The organism is Metamycoplasma hominis ATCC 23114 (assembly GCF_000085865.1).
GTDB classification, from domain to species: Bacteria; Bacillota_I; Bacilli_A; order Mycoplasmatales; family Metamycoplasmataceae; genus Metamycoplasma; species Metamycoplasma hominis.
Window position 1 is genome coordinate 174,642 of the sequence record NC_013511.1, and the last position, 18,402, is coordinate 193,043.

Genomic DNA, 18,402 nt, shown 5'->3' on the forward strand with positions numbered 1-18,402 from the left:
TAAAAAAGATGCTGCATTTTGTAGTATCTTTTTTAATAACTAACTTTAAAAAATTTATATAATTGTTTTATGCCTTCAATTAAAAAAAATACTAATTTAAAAGATTATCAATTAAATAATAATAAAAAATTGCTAAAAGCAAGACACCGTCTAACTTTTTGATTTGGTGTAGTGATTTTATGTTTATTTGTTATAACTTTTGTATGTTCATGAATTAGCGATGGACATGAATTAAAAGTTGCTTTTTCTAAATTGAGTCAAGAAACTCGAGATAAATTAATCTTAGCTAATGCCTTGCCTTCTGTTTCGGGTGCAATGTTACAAGTTAGATTTACATTTACCTATATTAGTAACATTTTAATAGGTTTTGCATTAATATTTTATGGTTTACTTCCTAATTATCTATGGACAAAAAGAGGATTTTTTTTGGCAACTGTTTATATAAATATAACATTCTTTACTTTTTGAGGTTTAATAATACCTTTTGTATTCATTAATCCAAATATATGATATGAAATTCCTTGAAATTGAAAAGTTTTAACTGTTCCAGTTCATTTAATAAATCCCGTTATAGGAACAACATTTTTTATAATAAATAGACGAGAATTGGTAGTCTCTCATAAGACAATGCTTTTAAGTTCAATTTTTATGTTGGGATATTATTTATTTGCTGTCTTAATTTTTTGAATTGGTGTGCAAGTAACTAATTTATTTTTAATTGAACAATTTAATAAAAAAACAACTGGACTTGATATTTTTACAAAAACTAAGGTGGCAATCTATCCCTTTTTAAATTTAAAATATCCTCTTGGCTATCACGGCAATAATTTAGTTTATAAAATTTTATTAAATTTATTTATTCCAATATTTGGAATTATTGTATGTATATCTGTTGCTTATTTTTTAAAATTTATTTGTAAGATTCAAACGTATTCAAAAAAAGATTTTGAAAATCCTGTGTTTTTAAGAGAAAATAAGCTCTTAATAAAATCAATAAAATCACAAATTTTTAAGTAATAAGGAAAATCATGACGGCTTTTAATTTAAAAAAATATTTTGAGTTACAAACAATTGAAATTAAAAATAGAATTAAGCAATTTAACAATAAACTATATTTAGAATTTGGTGGCAAAATTTTTGACGATTTACATGCCTCAAGGGTTTTGCCTGGCTTTTTAAGTGATAGCAAATTACAATTATTGTTAAAATTAAAAAACGAAGCAGAAATTGTAGTTGTAATTTCTGCTAATGACATTGAAAACAATAAATTACGTGGTGATCTAGGAATCAAATATGAAGACGATGTATTGAGACTAATTGATAACTTTAAAAGTTACGATTTAATTGTAAATAATGTAGTTATTACCCAATATCAACCCACCTTTAGAGTTAATAAATTGCAAAATATTCTTGGCGAACATAATATCAATGTCGTTAAACACTATAAGATTGACGATTATCCTAATAATTTAGATTTAATAGTTTCAAAAAATGGATATGGTAAAAATGAAACTATAAAAACTCAAAAACCATTAATAGTAATTACTGCCCCTGGACCAGGTTCTGGAAAATTAGCAGTTGCATTAAGCGAACTTTATCATGATGCAATAAATAATATAGATTCTGGTTATGCAAAATTCGAGACATTTCCCGTTTGAAATTTAGCGGTTGATCATCCATTGAATTTAGCTTATGAAGCTGCAACAACAGATTTAAATGATCAAAACAAAATCGATCCTTATTATTTAAAAAGTCGCAATAAAATAGCAACAAATTATAATCGTGATATTCAAGCATTTCCAATTTTAAGTCAAATAATGAACAAAATTCAAAAGCGTAATATTTATGATTCACCAACATCAATGGGAGTTAATATGGTTGGATTTTGTTTTAATAATGAAGAGGAAATTAAACAAGCAGCAAATAAAGAAATAATCCGTCGCTACTATCAAAGTGCTGTTGCTTTTAAAAAAGGTATGATTTCTAAATCAGTATTAATAAGAAATGCAAACTTAATATCTAAAAATAATATTAATTTTTCAATTAGACCTTGCATTGAAATTGCTAACAAATTAGCAAATCAATTGAATATGAATATCACAACCTTTACCTTAAATGGCAATATAAATATTATAGGTAAAACATCAGCGCTTCTTGGCTCATCATCAGCTGCGCTATTAAATGCCTTAAAATATTTAGCAAATATTCCTAAAGAAATCCATTTGCTATCAAAAGAAGCAATTGAATTAGTTCAAAATCTTAAAGTAAATGTTTTTAAAAGCAAAAATCCCCGCTTACACATGAATGAAACTTTAATAATTTTAGCAATGTCTGCTAAGAGCAACCAATATGCAAAATTAGCCTATGATCAATTAAAAAATTTGGCAGGTATCGAAGCACATTGCAGCGCAATACTTTCTATGCAAGATATTGAAACATACAATCATTTAAATATTAACATTACCCAAGAACCAAAATACGATAATGACACCCTATATCATAAATAGAATATTTAAAAAACATCAAGTTGTATTGTTAACCGCTTGATGTTTTTTAAATATTATTTTATATGAAAATCTAAATCAAAATCGTTTTCTATTGCTTTACATTCGATATTAAATGCAGCAAAAATTTTATTTGAAGCTTTAAAATCATCTGAATCAGGCTTATATGCAACTGCATAAACAACTTTAGAAATCTTAGATTGGACAATTAGCTTAGCACAGTGGTAGCATGGTGAATGTGTTACGTATAATATAGATCCTGGTATAATCTTTGAATTTGTAATATTTGCATTTATTATTGCATTTGCTTCGGCATGGACAACGTAAGTATATTTGGAATTTAAGACATCGTTTTGGGTCGTAGGTCTATTCCAAGTGAATAAATCATCATTGTTAACTTCTTTATTTAAATAACTTGTTGGCATGCCATTATATCCTAGCGATATTACATAATTATCTGGACTTACAATACAAGCTCCCACCTTAGTTAAAGGATCTTTCGAACGTAATGCACTTAATTTGGCAAGTGACATAAAATAAATATCCCATTTTAAATTATCTTTATGGTTGTTAAAAATTAATTTTCTTGTTTTATTATTCATAATAAAATATTTTAACATAATAAAGACAAAAACAGGCCCCTCAAGTCCTGTTTTTAATTATTCAGTGAAATAAGCTATAAGCTCTGTTAAGACATTAACTATGTTAATCCAATTTACTTGAAATTGAATTGCTATAATTATAATAAAAAATTAAAAAAATTTTTATTTTTTGTAATATTTTGTTTTTAATGGCTAATTAATGCAAAAAATACACCTTAATGTTAAAAAAAGTATACAAATTTAAAAATAAAAACTTAAATTGTTGTAAAATAAGTCTATAAAAAAAAGAAGGAAAAAGAAAACATGAATCAGAGTTTGAAAAACCAAAGAAACTTAAAGAATATGTTTAAACCAGCTATGTCTGGCTTTTTCGCTATATCAATTATTAGCTTTATTATGAAGAATGTTATGAATTGCGTTATGTCTAGAAACATTAACTATATTATGACAAACATCATTTGAGGAGCGAATAATGACTATCAATTTTTCAACTATAAATAATTTTTTTAACAATCAATATATTAAGACAAAAAATAATCTTAAAAACTGAATAATGGCTTTTAGAGGTTCATAGCTTCGTTTAATATTTTTATATTTTGTATTTGATAATATAAAAATATTAAAAACATAAATTTATTAAACTAGCTAATATTAATATCAAAAGCCAAATATTTCAAATATTAAGTTTATTATTCAATTATTTAATAAAATTACTAACATTTTTAATTACTTAATGACCTTTAAAATTAAAAATGTTGGTATAAATTACAATAACATTCTTTAAACAATTATTGTTTAAATATTTACAAACAAGATATTTGTATATCAACAAAGATATGCAAAGCAAATATATAAAAATTTAAAATTTTAAGGATAAAAATGAAAACTAAATCAAAATTATGATTACTTGGTCTTGGATCCTTACTAGCAGTAGGAGTACCAGGATTAGTAGCCGCTTCATGTAAAATAGATCCGGCATATGAAAAAGGCGAATTCGTATATGAATTCAACGCAGTAAACAAAGAACCTATATTTGATGCAGACGTTTCAAATTCATATGGTCCATATATAAACTCATTGCCTGCAACATATACAGGTAGTGAACTTGTTAGAAAACAAGCCTTAACTCAAACAAAAACTATAACCATAACAGAAAAAGGCACTAAAAAAACCACTACCTATTTAGTAAAACCTACTTTTGCCAAATATAGATTAGAATTAGCAGAAGCTATTGTTTTAACTGAAAAAGAAACTAATAAACAATATGTATTTGATTCAGATGAAATTCCAAGTGAATCTGAATATCCACAACCAACTAAAACTGTAACAGACGATAAAGGCAATGAATACAAGGTTTATGAAAAAACAAACGTTTTTGTTAAAACAAAAGGTGACAAGAGCGTTGAATCAAGATCAATTAATAGTGCATTCTTTTTAGACAAATTAGCTAAAGCCTCAAAATTACAATTTGTAATTAGAAAAGGTGTTAAATGAGTTGATCACAACGGAAAAGACACTGGATATGAAGTTAAAGCAAAAGACTTCTGATATTCATGACTAAGAACATATTCAAGAAACTTAGACTATCGTTTAAGCACCGGTGGATCAGAAGAACTAGATAAAGCATTGAAATCAAAATTAGCTGAAGAAAATTCACCAGTTTATGGTGAACAATGATCATTTGGTAACATATATACTTATGCATTGTTCGGTATTGATGCTAATAAATTATTTGAAAAAGATAAATTTATTCAAAAAGTATCAGCTGAAGGCAATTTAAAAAATAGAGAAGCAATTACTTTCGAATCAATTACTGGAAAAGAAAATAATGCCAACATTTCAAGCTTCTTTGAAACTCAATTTGCATCAGGAACATATGAATTTATGCCAGCTCCATCTGACTACATTGATGCATTAAATGCTAAAAATGAACAAGTTGTTTTAAAATCAAATGGCATTGCTTTATCAAAATCAGAAACAGAAGCATATCGTAACGCTTTAAATTCAATGAATAAAGAAAGCTTACAATACAAAATTGGTCAATACTGATATGGAACATCTGCTAAATCTACATTGTACTCAGGCTACTACTACAACAAAGGTATAGAAAACCAAATCCAAAAATTACCAAAGAATACACTATACTGGGATAAGAAATGAGTTGAAGATAATTCAACAATCAAAACAATCGTTTTCAACTTCCAATCAAAAGCAGTTGAACCTGCATTGTACAACCAAACATCATTTAGAAAATATAGCCAAGGAACAATTAGCCAAATCGGTTTTAGTAGTTTAACAGAACCACAAAAGAAAGAAGTTTCTTCAGAACCAGAAAAATTTGGATTGAAATTAAATGAACGTTTGAATGTTCAAACTTCAATCTTTGGATTTGTTAGAACACCATTCATTTCTTCAAAATTAGGCAAAAATTACAAATTCAATGAAAACTTTGCTAAATTAGTATATGGATCTTCACTAGAAGATCTTGACAGTGGAAAAGCAGACACTTCAGAATCATATCTATTTGGTAAAGGTTTAAGCTTCAGAACACTTCTATATGCAGCAGTAAACTGAGATACATATGCAGCCCAAGCATCTTCTGGCCAAGCAACTCACTGACTTGCAAAAGTTCCAGAAGGTTCAAATTTAGGTGGTTCAGATCAAGGCACTGCAAAATTGAACACCGTTACAGACTTTAGAGACCAAGCTAACTCACTATTTGCAATTGACAAAGATGGAAACAAAGTTGATTTCGGTGCTGAACTAGGTAAGGAATTAAGTCCTTCTGAAAACGCTAAAGCTTCAGAAACTGAATCATCAATTTCTGACAAGATGAAATCAGCAGGATTTAAAGTTCTTCAAACAAAAATGAAAGAATTACTAGATGAATTCTTTAAAGAACAAAAAATTACCGATCCTGAAAAACAAACAATTGAATTTGAAGTAGGATTTAGATATTTAAATGCTCCACAACTATACATGAATGCATGAGAAAAAGTTAAAAACGTTGTTTCTGAACTAGATCCAAGAATTAAAGTTACAGTTAAGAGCTTTGATGATCCACGTGATCCAAACTTCAACGCATATAGATTTGATCGCTTGACAGGTGAAAACTTATTAGCATGATCAGCAGACTATAACGGTGCTGCTTCAACATACGACGGACTTTCATGAGGTGCTGCATTAGTTCCAACATTGGTAAAGATTGCACACAAAAATGGCACTGAAAAAACTAAATTCAAACAAGCCTTCCCAGAAATTACTAAATTGGCTGAAAAATTGTTAGAATATGCAAATACAAACAAACCAAATTTATCATTGGATTTTGAAAAAATTGATCAAATTGACAATAGATATTTAAATTCAAACTTGCCTGCAATTTTAGCATCATATAAATTAGAAAAAGATCCTAAAACTGGAAAATATGTAATTGCTAAAAAAGATGTTAGAGGTTCAAAACCAAAACCAATCGAATTCGATTTTGGAAAAGACAATTCAGGAAAATCAATAGAACCAACCGATCTATATCAATGATCTGCAATATTCTGAGCAAGCACATTTAAGAACTTTAAAAATGAAGAAATTTCTAAGATTGTAGAAGAATTTACAACATTTGTAACCTTAGGATATACTAGTGACGTGTTTGTTGGCCGTGATAAATTTGTTAAAACTTTAATAAACAAACACTACGTTTCACCAACTCTTGCAGGATCATTAGTTGATTCATACCAAGACTGAAGAATAATCAAAGATACTAAAAAATAATTAATTCAATAAAAAATGACAAAATATATTTTACAAAGAATAGCGTTTGCTATTCTTACTCTATTTATTATCTCTATTTTCGTTTATGTGCTAGTTGCTGCATTTGGAAACAATCCAGTTAATGACTTAGCACAAGCACAATTTCAAGCAAGCAAAAAATCAGGATTAACATATACTGAAATATTGCATAAACTTGAAATTGAAAACGGATTAAGATATAAAGATAACCCGGACATTTTAGTTCCTATAATTGTTAGATACGGCAATTATATGAAAAACATTTTTACGAAGGGCGATTTTGGATTTTTATATAATCCAGCTAACAACCCAAACTCTGCTTTATATACAAATATGGTAAAACTATTCTTTACCCCCTTACAATATTCATTAATAATCACTGTTCCAACATTCTTTATTAGTTCAATATTGGGTATTGCAATAGGTGTCATTGCTGGATATAAGCGTGGAAAATGATTTGATGTGTCTTCAAATGTTTTTGTATTAATATTTGTTGCTATACCATCATTTATATTGGCTCCTATTGTAATAACTATTTCGGTGGCATTAGGAATTTCTAGCGTTGTGCCTAGACCTGGTGAACAATCATTTGGAGTAATGTTTGTTTCTTATTTACCTCCTATATTTGTTATGTCAATAACCTCATTAGCAGGTTATGTAACATATACAAGAAATCAAGTTATTACAGTATTAACATCAAATTTCGTTTTAATAGCTAAAACAAAAGGATTGAGTTCTTCACAAATTTTCTTTAAATATGTTTTAAGAAATATTTCAATTCCTTTATTTAGCTTAGTTTTTGGGTCATTTATTGGTCTACTATCAGGATCAATAATTATTGAACAATATTGACAAGTACCAGGAACATCACAAATAATAGTTAATGCCTTCCCTACAGGAGAAATTAATGTTGTTATGTTCTCTACATTATTCTTTACATTTATATCGCTAATTGCCGATATTATTATTGACGTTTCATATGCAATATTAGATCCTAAGATTAAATATTCTACTAATAGCAAGAGAAACTATTGATTATTTTTCTTGGCATATAGAGAACGTTCTAAACTTGCAAAAGATTTGTTTAAATCACAATTAATAAACAAAGCAAGTCAAAATACAACTGTTAAAGGAGATAACTAATATGAATATAAATGAAGTTAAAGCCTTTAACAAAGAATATAAAATTAATACTGAATTAGAGAAAAAATTTAAATTTGTTGCACCAGAAGATAGAATAGTAATTTCTTCTGTTGCAGGTAAGCCTAAGAAATTAGGTATAGAAATTTTAAAGAGATTTTTTACTAAACCAGTAGTATTAATAGCACTAGCAGTATTTATAATTATTTTACTGTTATCTATATTAGTTCCTGCTAATGGAATTTCTTACTATAAACCAAACGATCCAATTTCAGATAATGCATTTGTAAAGAATTTACCTCCCGCATCTTCTCCAATTGTTACTCAAGCATTAGAATCAAATGATCCCGTATTCAAATTTTATCAATTTGTCTTAAATAGGTCAGAAACCGATCCTGTATATAAGGCTAGAATGGCATTTTTCTTAAATGGCTTTCAAGCAAAGGTTAATGATATTGGGATCTATGTTGCAAAATATAATGCTTATGATTTAGTAGTTGCTAATTACATAAATGGAATTATTTCTAAGAATCAAATAACAGATGCTGAATATTTAAAAATATTTAATGAACAAAAAAACTTCTATTCTCATGTTTTATTAGGAACATCATCAATAGGCTACGATATTTGAACTACTGCATGATATGCAACATGAAGGGCAATTAAAATTGCTTTAATAGTTGTAATATTGGAAGCAATTATTGGGATATCAATAGGAGCATTTTTAGGATTCTATGCTGGAAAATTAATTGATACCATTATAATGCGTGTTATTGAAATATTCCTAGCACCTCCTACATTAATATGAATCTTATTATTTGTTTCAATTATTGGAGCAAATGAATGGTCATTAGTTTTAACGTTAACAATAGTTGGATGACCAGGATTTGTTGGAATAACTAGAATGTTCATTATTACAGTAAAAGATGAAGAATTCATCATTGCTGCAAAAGCAATTGGAGTTGGTACACCAAGAAGAATTTTCGTTCATGCATTACCAACTATAATTGGAAAAATTGCAAATAATATAGTAAGATCAGTACCAGGTGTTATTCTATGAATAGCATCACTAGCATTCCTTGGATTCTTTAAAGAAAAGAAGGATACTAACTTAGGACAAATGTTAATTGAAGCTTCACAAGAAGTTGGCTCAAATATTTGGATTATTGCTTTGCCTACAATTATTTTATTGTTTTTATCATTATCATTGAATTTCATTGCTCTAGGTGTGCATGATGCACTTGACCCACGTGTAATGAACAAAGGAAAAGGTAAGTAAAATGGCAAAAATTATTAATAAACACGACAATTTAGACAAAAACAACTCAGATACTATAAAACATCAAAAAATTAATAAAAGTACCAGAGTTTTAGATTCAATTCGTGTTGAACCTCTAAAAAATAATCAAATATTAAAAGTTAGAAATTTGCATGTTAGTTTCCCTCAAGGTCATAAGAAAAGTATCCATATTGTTAGAGGTGTTGATTTAGATGTCCATAGAGGTGAAATAATTGGCCTCGTTGGAGAATCTGGTTCTGGCAAGTCAGTAACTTCAAAAACCTTAATTAATGTTAATGAATCAGGTATTATAAGTGCTGATCAAATTCAAATTGGCAAATATGAACTAACAAATATTAAAAAACAAAAATATTGACAATATATAAGGGGACAAAAAATTGGTTATATTCCACAAGACCCCTTAACTAGTTTAAATCCAACAAGAACAGTTGGAAAGCAATTATTAGATGCATTAAATAATAATGAAGATTGAAAAAACTCAACTTATACTGAAAAGAAAAATTATTTAATTGGTTTATTAAAAACATTTGGATTGCGTTCGGCTGAAAAAATATTTTATGCATACCCTCACACTCTATCAGGGGGTATGAAACAAAGAATTGTTATTACAATGGTTGTTGCTTTAAAGCCAGAATTAATAATTGCTGATGAACCAACAACAGCATTAGACCCAACAGTTCAAGCCAGCGTTTTGGCATTATTTGAAGATATTAGACAAAAAATGGGAATTTCAATAATTTTAATAAGTCACAATATATCTGTTATTGCAAAATTTTGTGATTACATTTATGTTATGTATGCTGGTAGAATTGTTGAAAAAGGAACCAAACAAGAAATCTTTACAAATCCTGCCCACCCATATACTTGAGCATTAATTTCGGCCATACCTGAATCAAAAGATGAAAAACTATACACCATTCAAGGAACCCCTCCTGATATGGCAAATTTACCTCTTGGTGATCCATTTGTATACCGTAATGACTACGCATTAGAAATAGACTATTTAAAAGAACCTCCTCTAATTCCAATTACTGAAACCCATGCTGCCGCAACATGATTATTATCTCCTGAAGCACCAAAAATTGAAAAATCAAAAGAATTACAAAAACGTTTAGACTTATTTAAGAAGGCATTTAACAATGAATAATAAAAATTTTAAAGATAAAAAAGTTATCTTATCGATAGATAATCTAAAAAAATACTTCGTTAATCAAGGAATGATAAATAAGGCTGTTGATGGAGTTTCTTTTGATGTACATGAAGGAGAAATAGTTGGTTTAATTGGAGAATCAGGTTCAGGTAAAACAACCGTTGGTTCAACAATACTTAGACTATATGATGATTACAATGGATTTGTAAGATTAGAAGACAAAATAATTTCAGGTAAGCGCATTAGTGAATCCTTAAATCGTTTTTTAAGAAAAAATGTACAAATGATTTTCCAAGATCCTCATGCTTCATTAAATAGTCAACAAAATATTTATTCAATTTTAAAAGAACCTTTATTAGTTAATGGAGTAATGAAGGACAAAATTAAAGATATTTTTAAAGATTGATTAAATGTTAAAAAGAATTTTAAATACACATTTCAAATCGAAGCAATGAGATTGGAATTACAAAATTATTTAGAAATTAACAAATTAGCTGAACCTTTATTTAAAAAGTGAACAGAAAACCTAAATAAGCTAGAATTCAATTTTGACATTTCTAGAGAAGATAACTTTAGCTTATTCTTTGGATATTTAGAAGAAAAGCAAAACGTTGAAAGCATTATTATTAATAATATGTATGCAAATGTTGATAGGTTAATTAAATTTTATTATGAAACACAACGTAAATATCGTAATAAAGAATTACCTGGCCCACAAATTGCTTTAAATGAAAAAGAAGAAAAATTAAAATACATTAAATGTTTAAGCAAGACTTCAAAGATTGCTTATGAAGCTTCACTTGAATTAAAAGAAGTTAAAAAACAAATATTTAATTTAAGACATAAAATTGAAAAAATATCTTCTGAAAGCAAGAATACATTTGCAAACTATATTCATGAATCAAAAAATGAAAAGAGTTTAATTGACATAGCAAGATTAATGTCATGTGATTTAGACTTTTATTCATATAATTTAAAAAGTGAATTGTTGATGAATAAAAGGGGTCAAGTATTAGCAAAAATAAAACCATTTAATAAATTCCTAGGATTTAATAATATAAAGAAGTTAATTAATGAACTAGATGAATATATTAATGAATTTTATAAAACAAAATTAGCCCCATTGCCATATTCAAAAACATTGAAATCTGACATTAAAAATGTTTTAGAAAAAGACTTTGATTTTAAATTCGATGAATATACTAAAATATCAGAATTAGAAAAACAAAAGTTAGATTCAGAATTAAAACAATTACTATCAAGAGAAGTTGAAATTAAAAAAGTAATAAAAGAAAATCCAAATCCTGAAATTACTTCAGAACAACTTCAAGAAGCCAAAAACGATCTAGAATTAGGAAAACAAGCATATCTTGAAGGCAGATCTAAATATTTAATTTCATATAAAGCTGAACTTGAAAGCTTGTATAAAAATCTTGAAGAACAAAAGAAATTCTATCTTGAATTGCGCAAGCAACAAGATTATTGCAATAACAAATATAAAGAATTGAAACAAAAATTCTTTGAATATGTTGAACAATTACGTCAAAAAGAAAAAGATAAGATTTTATTAAAAATAGCTGAATTAAAACAAAATCAAGACAAATCAAACAAAGATAAAAAGTCATTAGCAAAATTACAAAGCAAATTAAAATCAATTAAGGTTCAATACAATACAATATTAAAAATGTACCATTCAGATATTTCATTAAAAGAAGATACATTGAAATCATTTGATATTGAAAGAAAATATCTTGATAAAGATATAAATAATATTTATGTTTTATTAGGAATTGACCACAAGTGAGTAGAAACTAATTTAAAAACAGCTGATGCTATGGCTGGAGTTGACGCTAAACATATGAAGTGGGTATGACGTAAAAGATATTTTGATAGTAAAGTTTCATATCCTATTGCAAAATTATTAATTTCTTCAATATTGTATAAAACAATAATTTATAAAGCATTGGAAGATGTTGGATTATTAAAACAATTTGCTTATCGTTATCCTCATGAATTTAGTGGGGGTCAATTGCAAAGAATTGTTATTGCAAGAGCATTGATAGTTGAACCTCAAGTTATTGTGGCCGATGAACCTATTGCCTCACTAGATATATCAATTCAAGCACAAGTTGTTAACTTGCTAAAAGAATTATGTATTAAAAAGAACATCGGTCTTATATTCATAGCACACGACCTTTCAATGATTGAATATGTTGCTGATGAAGTTCAAATAATGCACCTTGGAAAAATTGTTGAAAGTGGAAAAACCGAAGCAATATATGCAAATCCAATTCACCCATATACAATAAACTTATTTAAAGCTATTCCTAAAATTTCTAATGCTAATGAAAAATTCCAAAATGTTTCATTTGCTTTAGATTACTTAGATGAACAAAAATTCCCTAATGTTCCTGAAACATTTAAAGTTGGCGAAGATCACTATGTTTATGGAACTGCTAGTCAACTTAAACAATGAACACATAATGCAAAATTAGAGAAAGAACATAAAGAATTATAAAAATAATTTACCATTAAACTAAATAAAAAAATTAGACTCTTGACTAAAAACTTAAGAGTCTAATTTTTTTATTTCTTTATATAAGCTAATAATTTATTAATTTCGCTTGAAGTTAAATTTCTATATTGACCTATTTTTAAATTACTATCATCAATGCATCCAAAAGATTTTCTATGTAATTTTTTAACATAATTATTTACTAACAAAAATAAATTTTTAACGTGATGGTTTCTGCCTTCATATAGCAGAACTTCATATTTAAAAGCACTTAATTTTGTAACTTTTTGTTTTGAAATTTTGCCATTTAATAATACGTGATTTGAATTTAATAAGTTTAATTCACCATCAAGCATTTCACGTTCTAATGTAGCAATATAAATTCTAGGAATTTCAGAAGAAGGATGGCTTAATAAATTAGCAAATTCTCCATCGTTTGTGATTAATATAATTCCTGTTGTATTAAAGTCTAATCTTCCTATTGAAAATAAGCGTTCTTTTGCTTTGAGATATTCGTAAATTGTTTTTCTATTTTGAGGATCACTTGCTGTACAAATTGTATTCATGGGTTTATTTAAAACAATGTATTTAAAATTATTTGCAATATTATTATTTAATTTGATAATTCTATTGTTTATTTTAATTTCGTCATTTATAGTTACACATTCGCCTAATTTTGCAATTTTATTATTTATTAAAATCTTCCCCGATAAAATTAATTCTTCTGCTTTTCTTCTAGAACAAATGCCTTGCTCACTTAAAATTTTTTGAATTCGTTTTGCTTTTTCTTCCATTTTTAAAACCTTACTAAAAAGATATTTATATATAAATATATCTATTGTCGAGTGCTAAAATTATAACTTTTTTTTGAATTTATTTTTTAATTGGAGTTGGAGGAAAAATGGAATATTTACAAAATATAGACTTAAGCAAAATAAGATCGCTTTGTTTACAAAAAAAGCGGGAATTTATCTTTAATTATTGCCTTTTTGAGCAGTTAAAAGATAAACAATTAAAACAAAAAAAATCACAAACAATCGATTATGAAGAAGATGATGATATTTCAAAATTAGAAAAATTTATTAAATTATTAAATTCTGATAATCAAAAAATATTTTTTAATAATTTTATTTATAACAATCCTGAATCTGAATGATATTTGGTATATTGATCAAAGAATGCATATTACAAAAAACTTAATTATATAGTTAATTTATTTATTGATTTTATTAACCAATAATGTTTCCTATCGTTATGCAGGCAATCAATGATCAAGAACCAACAAAATGGATTGAAAACATAAATGCTTATACAACCAAACAATTATATTTAGATAAATGAACAAATTCATTTCAAAAGGTTGATTTTAAATTACAAAGGTTAATTGAAAATAATAAATTTATAATTGAATTTAAATATTTGAATTACGACCAAGAAATAGATGATATAGATGTTAAATGTTCGATTAACAATCAATTATTAAAACTCCAAAAAGTCTTTGATTCAGATAAACATGAATATACATATACTCTTATTTCTGAATTTAATGAGGCAACAAAAACTAAAAAAGTTCGGGACATAAAAAATATTAATTTTGAAATTTTTTATAAGGTAAAAGGCTTATTGTATCAAGTAGAAAGATATACATATGAGATATATAGCAATAACAATTCAAACAGAGAACTAGTTTCAAATAAAAATGGCGTCGAATATGATTTATGAACTAATTTAAGAATTCTATCATTAGCAGATAGAGACATTCCAACAGATATGGAACATTATTCATTTGTTGAACAAGTTAAATACAAATTTATGCCAACTACTCTGGTGTTGGGAAAACATAATAAAAAATTATTTGATGTTGAAATATCAAAAAAAGAAATTTCTAACAAAAGTGGCATAATAAGCGATTTTTCTCAACTAATTCAAAGCGATATTAATGGTTTTAATGTATCTATTGATATTGATAAACAATTTATAAAAGGCAACTTGAATGCAAAAATTAATGATTTCAGTAAAAATGAGCATAAGCAAATTTCAATAGATTCTTATTCATATTATGACAAGGTTTCTAAGGCAATAATAGCAAATAATGATAGTATTGGCGCAGCTAAAGGCTTATTGTTGCCTCTTAATTATTAAGGAAATTATTCTTATTTACTAAATATTAATTTTGGTGAGGATTTGAAAGGTTTTAAAATTAGATACAATCAAGAAATTTCAAAACCATTTTTTAATGAAAAAAGTGGCTTAGTAAAATTAAATGTAAATAATATATTTAAACAACAAAATTTCATAAAATGAAGTGTCGTAAAAGCAGAGGATATAAGAAGTTTGATTAATAATTCCAATACTCTAGAAGAATTAATGAAGGGAGGGAAATAACGTTGATTGCAAAAAAGAAAAAAATAATTTTCGGTTTATCTCTTGGATTAGCTTGTGCCGTTGGCGCTGGTGCATTAGTTGGAGTTTATTTTTTAGCATCTTCTAATTCAAATAAAAAAGCTAATAATCTAGACAATAAAAAGGTTAACAAAAAAGATTCAACAAATAACAATAGTGACAACAAAAACATTAATTCTGGCAATGAAAATGAAAAAGATAACACTATTGATGGCCAAAACGAAGATAGTAAAATTGAAGATTCTAATGAAGATGGCCAAGCGAATGATGACGATAAAAAGCTTAAACCAGAAACAAAGCCAAAGCCAATTATAAAAACAGAGATTAATTGAAGAGAAATATTTCCTGATGTTAAAACTTCAGATTATTACAATCAATTAAATTTTAAAGATGGCCAAGGATTTATTGACAAAGAAATGATTACTTATATAATAAAGGATATTTTAAATAGGATGACTATTTTAGATGGCAATGTTTCTTATGCTTATAAACAAGAGAATGATCAAAATTTATATATTGCTTTTAAATGAGAAAATAAAAGTCAAAAATCTAATATAACTTATAAATTTAGTGTTAATAGAATATAATTAATTTTATGGAATCTGAAAAAATTATAATTAATGCTATTAAAAAACTAACTAAAACAAAATTTAATAAAGAAACTTTTATTCGTGATTTAAATATTGATAGTTTAGATTTGGTTATACTTGTTAGTGATTTAGAAGAGGCTTACAATATAAAAATAAGTGATGAAGAATTGCTTTCATTAAAGACCATAAATGATATTATTGAATTATTTGATAAAAAAACGAATAAATAAAGCAAAAATAATGTAAAATTATATTGCTTTATATGGGTATAGTTCAATCGGCAGAACAACGGGCTTCAACCCCGTGTGTTGTGAGTTCAAGTCTTACTACCCATGCCATATCAGAAATGATTAATAAAAGTAGCAAAATTTTGCTACTTTTTTTAATTTAAATTATAAAAAAAGTAGGGATTTTAAATCCCTACACGACATAAAAAAATGATATGGTGCCGTCAATTGGAATTGAACCAACGACCCCTTCCTTACCATGGAAGTGCTCTGCCCCTGAGCTATGACGGCATTAAAAGCAAAATTATTATAACAAAAAAACTAAGTTTTTGCTTATAATAATAAAAATAAGTTATTAATGTTATTAATAAATTAATTTAAATTTAATTATAGAGGCTATATGGAAAAGACAATGTACGATTCACTACTTTCAATTAAAAATCAATACGATGAATTAACTGAAAAATTAAACGACCCTAATATTTATAATGATATAAAAGCATATACAAGAATAGCAAAAGAAAAATCTGAGTTGCAAGAGATTTATGATGCTTTTAAAAAATACCAAAACATTGAAGAATTATATTTCTTGTCAAAAGAAATTTTAACAAACGAAAAAGATCAAGAATTAATTGAACTTGCAAAAAACGACATTGACAATCAAATGAATCAATTGCAAGAAATAGAAGAAGAAATTAAAGAACTTTTATTGCCACAAGATGAAAATGACAAACGTGATGTTATTATGGAAATAAGAGGTGCAGCTGGTGGTGATGAAGCAAATATCTTTTCTGGTGATTTATTTAAAATGTATCAAAAATATGCAGAAATTAAAGGTTTTAAAATCAAGATAATTGATTCTACATATGGCGCAGCTGGTGGATATAGCCAAATTGTTTTTAGTATAAAAGGCGAAAAAGTTTTTTCACAACTAAAATTTGAACGTGGTGTACATAGAGTTCAACGTGTTCCTGCAACTGAAACTCAAGGACGTGTTCATACATCAACTGCAACTGTAACTGTATTGCCAGAAGTTGATGAAGACGTAAAAATTGAAATAAGACCAGAAGATATAGAAGTCAATGTGTTTAGAAGTTCTGGCGCTGGCGGACAATCTGTTAATACAACGGACTCTGCAGTAAGAATTACTCATAAGCCTACAGGATTGGTTGTAACATCACAAGATGAAAGAAGCCAAATTCAAAATAAAGAAACAGCCTTAAAAGTTTTAAAAAGTAGATTGTATGAACTAGAATTAAGAAAACGTGAAGAAGCAGAAAGTGGACTTAGAAAACTAGCTGGAACAGGGGATAGATCAGAAAAAATTAGAACATATAACTACCCTCAAGATAGAATTACAGATCATAGAATTGGATTTTCAACTTCATTAAAAGTAGTTATGGAAGGCGAATTAGACAAAATTATTGAAGCATTAATAGCTGATGAAAAGGCTAAAAAAATCATTGAAGCGGGAAATTAATGATAGATAAAGAAATTCTACTACGCGAAAAAGAAAGATATAATTTACCCCTATATATTTCAAAAAAAGAATTAAGAATGCTAAAAAAAGATATTCCTGTGCAAAAAATAATTGGATACCAGGAATTTCAAAATGTAATTTTAAATTTAAAATATAAAACCTTGATTCCTAGATATGAAACAGAAGAGGTTATTTTAGCTGCATATCCATTTATAAAAAAAGAATCTAAAGTATTGGATTTGGGGTGCGGTAGTGGCCTAATAGGACTTGCAATTAAAAAAAATAAAGACGCTAATGTTACATTAAGTGATATTAGCCGTTTTGCAATCAAACAAACAAAAATAAATGCCAAATTAAATAATTTAAATGTAAATGTAATTCGTTCAAATTGATTTAATAAAATAACATCTAAATTTGATGTAATAGTTTGCAATCCTCCTTATTTAAAAAAACAAAAGAAATTAATAAAATCATTAAAATGAGAACCCAAAAGAGCCTTGTTTGCTAGAGACAACGGTTTATTTGCTTATAAAAAGATTTTAAAATCTGCGTTTAATTATTTAAACGAAAAAGGAATAATTATTTTTGAAGTCGACCCTTATTGCTCTTTATGGTTTAAAAATAAATTTCCAAATGTTCTAATATTAAAAGATATAAATAACAAAGATAGAATAGCATTGCTAGCAAAAAATGATTTAAAAAATTAGC

14 protein-coding genes, 2 tRNA genes and 1 pseudogene are annotated in these 18,402 nt (G+C 26.9%); 14 read left to right on the forward strand and 3 right to left on the reverse strand.

Annotated elements, in window-relative coordinates; genetic code table 4:
* The first annotated feature begins 69 nt into the window (after positions 1–69).
* Both MHO_RS05280 and MHO_RS00850 read left to right on the forward strand, forming a co-directional pair.
* Positions 70–1,017 carry an MAGa3780 family membrane protein gene (locus MHO_RS05280; RefSeq protein WP_012855425.1) on the forward strand — a complete coding sequence of 316 codons (948 nt, stop codon included), beginning with the start codon at positions 70–72 and terminating at the stop codon, positions 1,015–1,017.
* An 11-nt stretch (positions 1,018–1,028) separates the two neighbouring features.
* Complete coding sequence (locus MHO_RS00850; RefSeq protein ID WP_012855426.1) at positions 1,029–2,507, forward strand: DUF1846 domain-containing protein; 1,479 nt, start codon at positions 1,029–1,031, stop codon at positions 2,505–2,507.
* A gap of 53 nt (positions 2,508–2,560) precedes the next feature.
* Here MHO_RS00850 and MHO_RS00855 read toward each other — a convergent pair whose 3' ends face one another.
* Positions 2,561–3,106, reverse strand: a complete 546-nt coding sequence (locus tag MHO_RS00855) for a deoxycytidylate deaminase (protein WP_044329468.1) — start codon at positions 3,104–3,106, stop codon at positions 2,561–2,563.
* Between the two features lie 879 nt (positions 3,107–3,985).
* Here MHO_RS00855 and MHO_RS05285 point away from each other — a divergent pair.
* From MHO_RS05285 to MHO_RS00880, 5 genes are read left to right on the forward strand one after another with little or no spacing between them, the layout of a single operon-like run.
* The gene (locus MHO_RS05285; protein ID WP_012855428.1) at positions 3,986–6,871 is read left to right on the forward strand and encodes an OppA family ABC transporter substrate-binding lipoprotein; all 2,886 of its coding nucleotides are present in this window, start codon (positions 3,986–3,988) and stop codon (positions 6,869–6,871) included.
* 15 nt (positions 6,872–6,886) lie between these two features.
* Entirely contained in the window at positions 6,887–8,032 is a 1,146-nt protein-coding gene (locus MHO_RS05290; protein ID WP_012855429.1) for an ABC transporter permease, read from the forward strand.
* Position 8,033: 1 nt separating this feature from the next.
* Entirely contained in the window at positions 8,034–9,308 is a 1,275-nt protein-coding gene (locus tag MHO_RS00870; protein ID WP_012855430.1) for an ABC transporter permease, read from the forward strand.
* Between the two features lies 1 nt (position 9,309).
* A complete protein-coding gene (locus MHO_RS00875; RefSeq protein ID WP_012855431.1) occupies positions 9,310–10,476 on the forward strand; it encodes an ABC transporter ATP-binding protein in 1,167 nt (388 codons plus the stop codon).
* Positions 10,469–12,997 carry an ATP-binding cassette domain-containing protein gene (locus MHO_RS00880; protein ID WP_012855432.1) on the forward strand — a complete coding sequence of 843 codons (2,529 nt, stop codon included), beginning with the start codon at positions 10,469–10,471 and terminating at the stop codon, positions 12,995–12,997. Before MHO_RS00875 ends, MHO_RS00880 begins: the two co-directional genes overlap by 8 nt.
* A gap of 68 nt (positions 12,998–13,065) precedes the next feature.
* On the opposite strand, the gene MHO_RS00885 is transcribed toward MHO_RS00880, so the two are convergent.
* Positions 13,066–13,788, reverse strand: a complete 723-nt coding sequence (locus MHO_RS00885; protein ID WP_012855433.1) for a pseudouridine synthase — start codon at positions 13,786–13,788, stop codon at positions 13,066–13,068.
* 107 nt (positions 13,789–13,895) lie between these two features.
* Between MHO_RS00885 and MHO_RS00890 the strand changes: the two genes are divergently transcribed.
* The 5 genes and pseudogenes from MHO_RS00890 (at position 13,896) to MHO_RS05310 (ending at position 16,325) form a co-directional block, all read left to right on the forward strand.
* Positions 13,896–14,234: a hypothetical protein gene (locus MHO_RS00890; RefSeq protein ID WP_012855434.1), complete on the forward strand. Its 339-nt coding sequence runs from the start codon at positions 13,896–13,898 to the stop codon at positions 14,232–14,234.
* Between the two features lie 14 nt (positions 14,235–14,248).
* A pseudogene (locus tag MHO_RS05295) lies at positions 14,249–15,379 on the forward strand (MHO_1580 family protein).
* A gap of 2 nt (positions 15,380–15,381) precedes the next feature.
* Positions 15,382–15,984 carry an MHO_1590 family protein gene (locus MHO_RS05305; protein WP_012855436.1) on the forward strand — a complete coding sequence of 201 codons (603 nt, stop codon included), beginning with the start codon at positions 15,382–15,384 and terminating at the stop codon, positions 15,982–15,984.
* An 8-nt stretch (positions 15,985–15,992) separates the two neighbouring features.
* Positions 15,993–16,217 (forward strand): acyl carrier protein, encoded by a 225-nt coding sequence (locus tag MHO_RS00910; RefSeq protein WP_020002664.1) that lies wholly within the window; start codon positions 15,993–15,995, stop codon positions 16,215–16,217.
* 32 nt (positions 16,218–16,249) lie between these two features.
* Positions 16,250–16,325 (forward strand) — tRNA-Trp (locus tag MHO_RS05310).
* Positions 16,326–16,430: 105 nt separating this feature from the next.
* Here the strand turns inward: MHO_RS05310 and MHO_RS00920 are convergent.
* Positions 16,431–16,505 (reverse strand) — tRNA-Thr (locus MHO_RS00920).
* 109 nt (positions 16,506–16,614) lie between these two features.
* On the opposite strand from MHO_RS00920, the gene prfA reads away from it, so the two are divergent.
* Together prfA and prmC are read left to right on the forward strand one after the other, a co-directional pair.
* Positions 16,615–17,694, forward strand: coding sequence for a peptide chain release factor 1 (prfA, locus tag MHO_RS00925; RefSeq protein WP_012855437.1), 1,080 nt, complete (start codon positions 16,615–16,617; stop codon positions 17,692–17,694).
* A complete protein-coding gene (gene prmC / locus MHO_RS05315; RefSeq protein WP_012855438.1) occupies positions 17,694–18,401 on the forward strand; it encodes a peptide chain release factor N(5)-glutamine methyltransferase in 708 nt (235 codons plus the stop codon). The genes prfA and prmC overlap by 1 nt, the downstream gene beginning before the upstream one ends.
* Position 18,402: the final 1 nt, after the last annotated feature.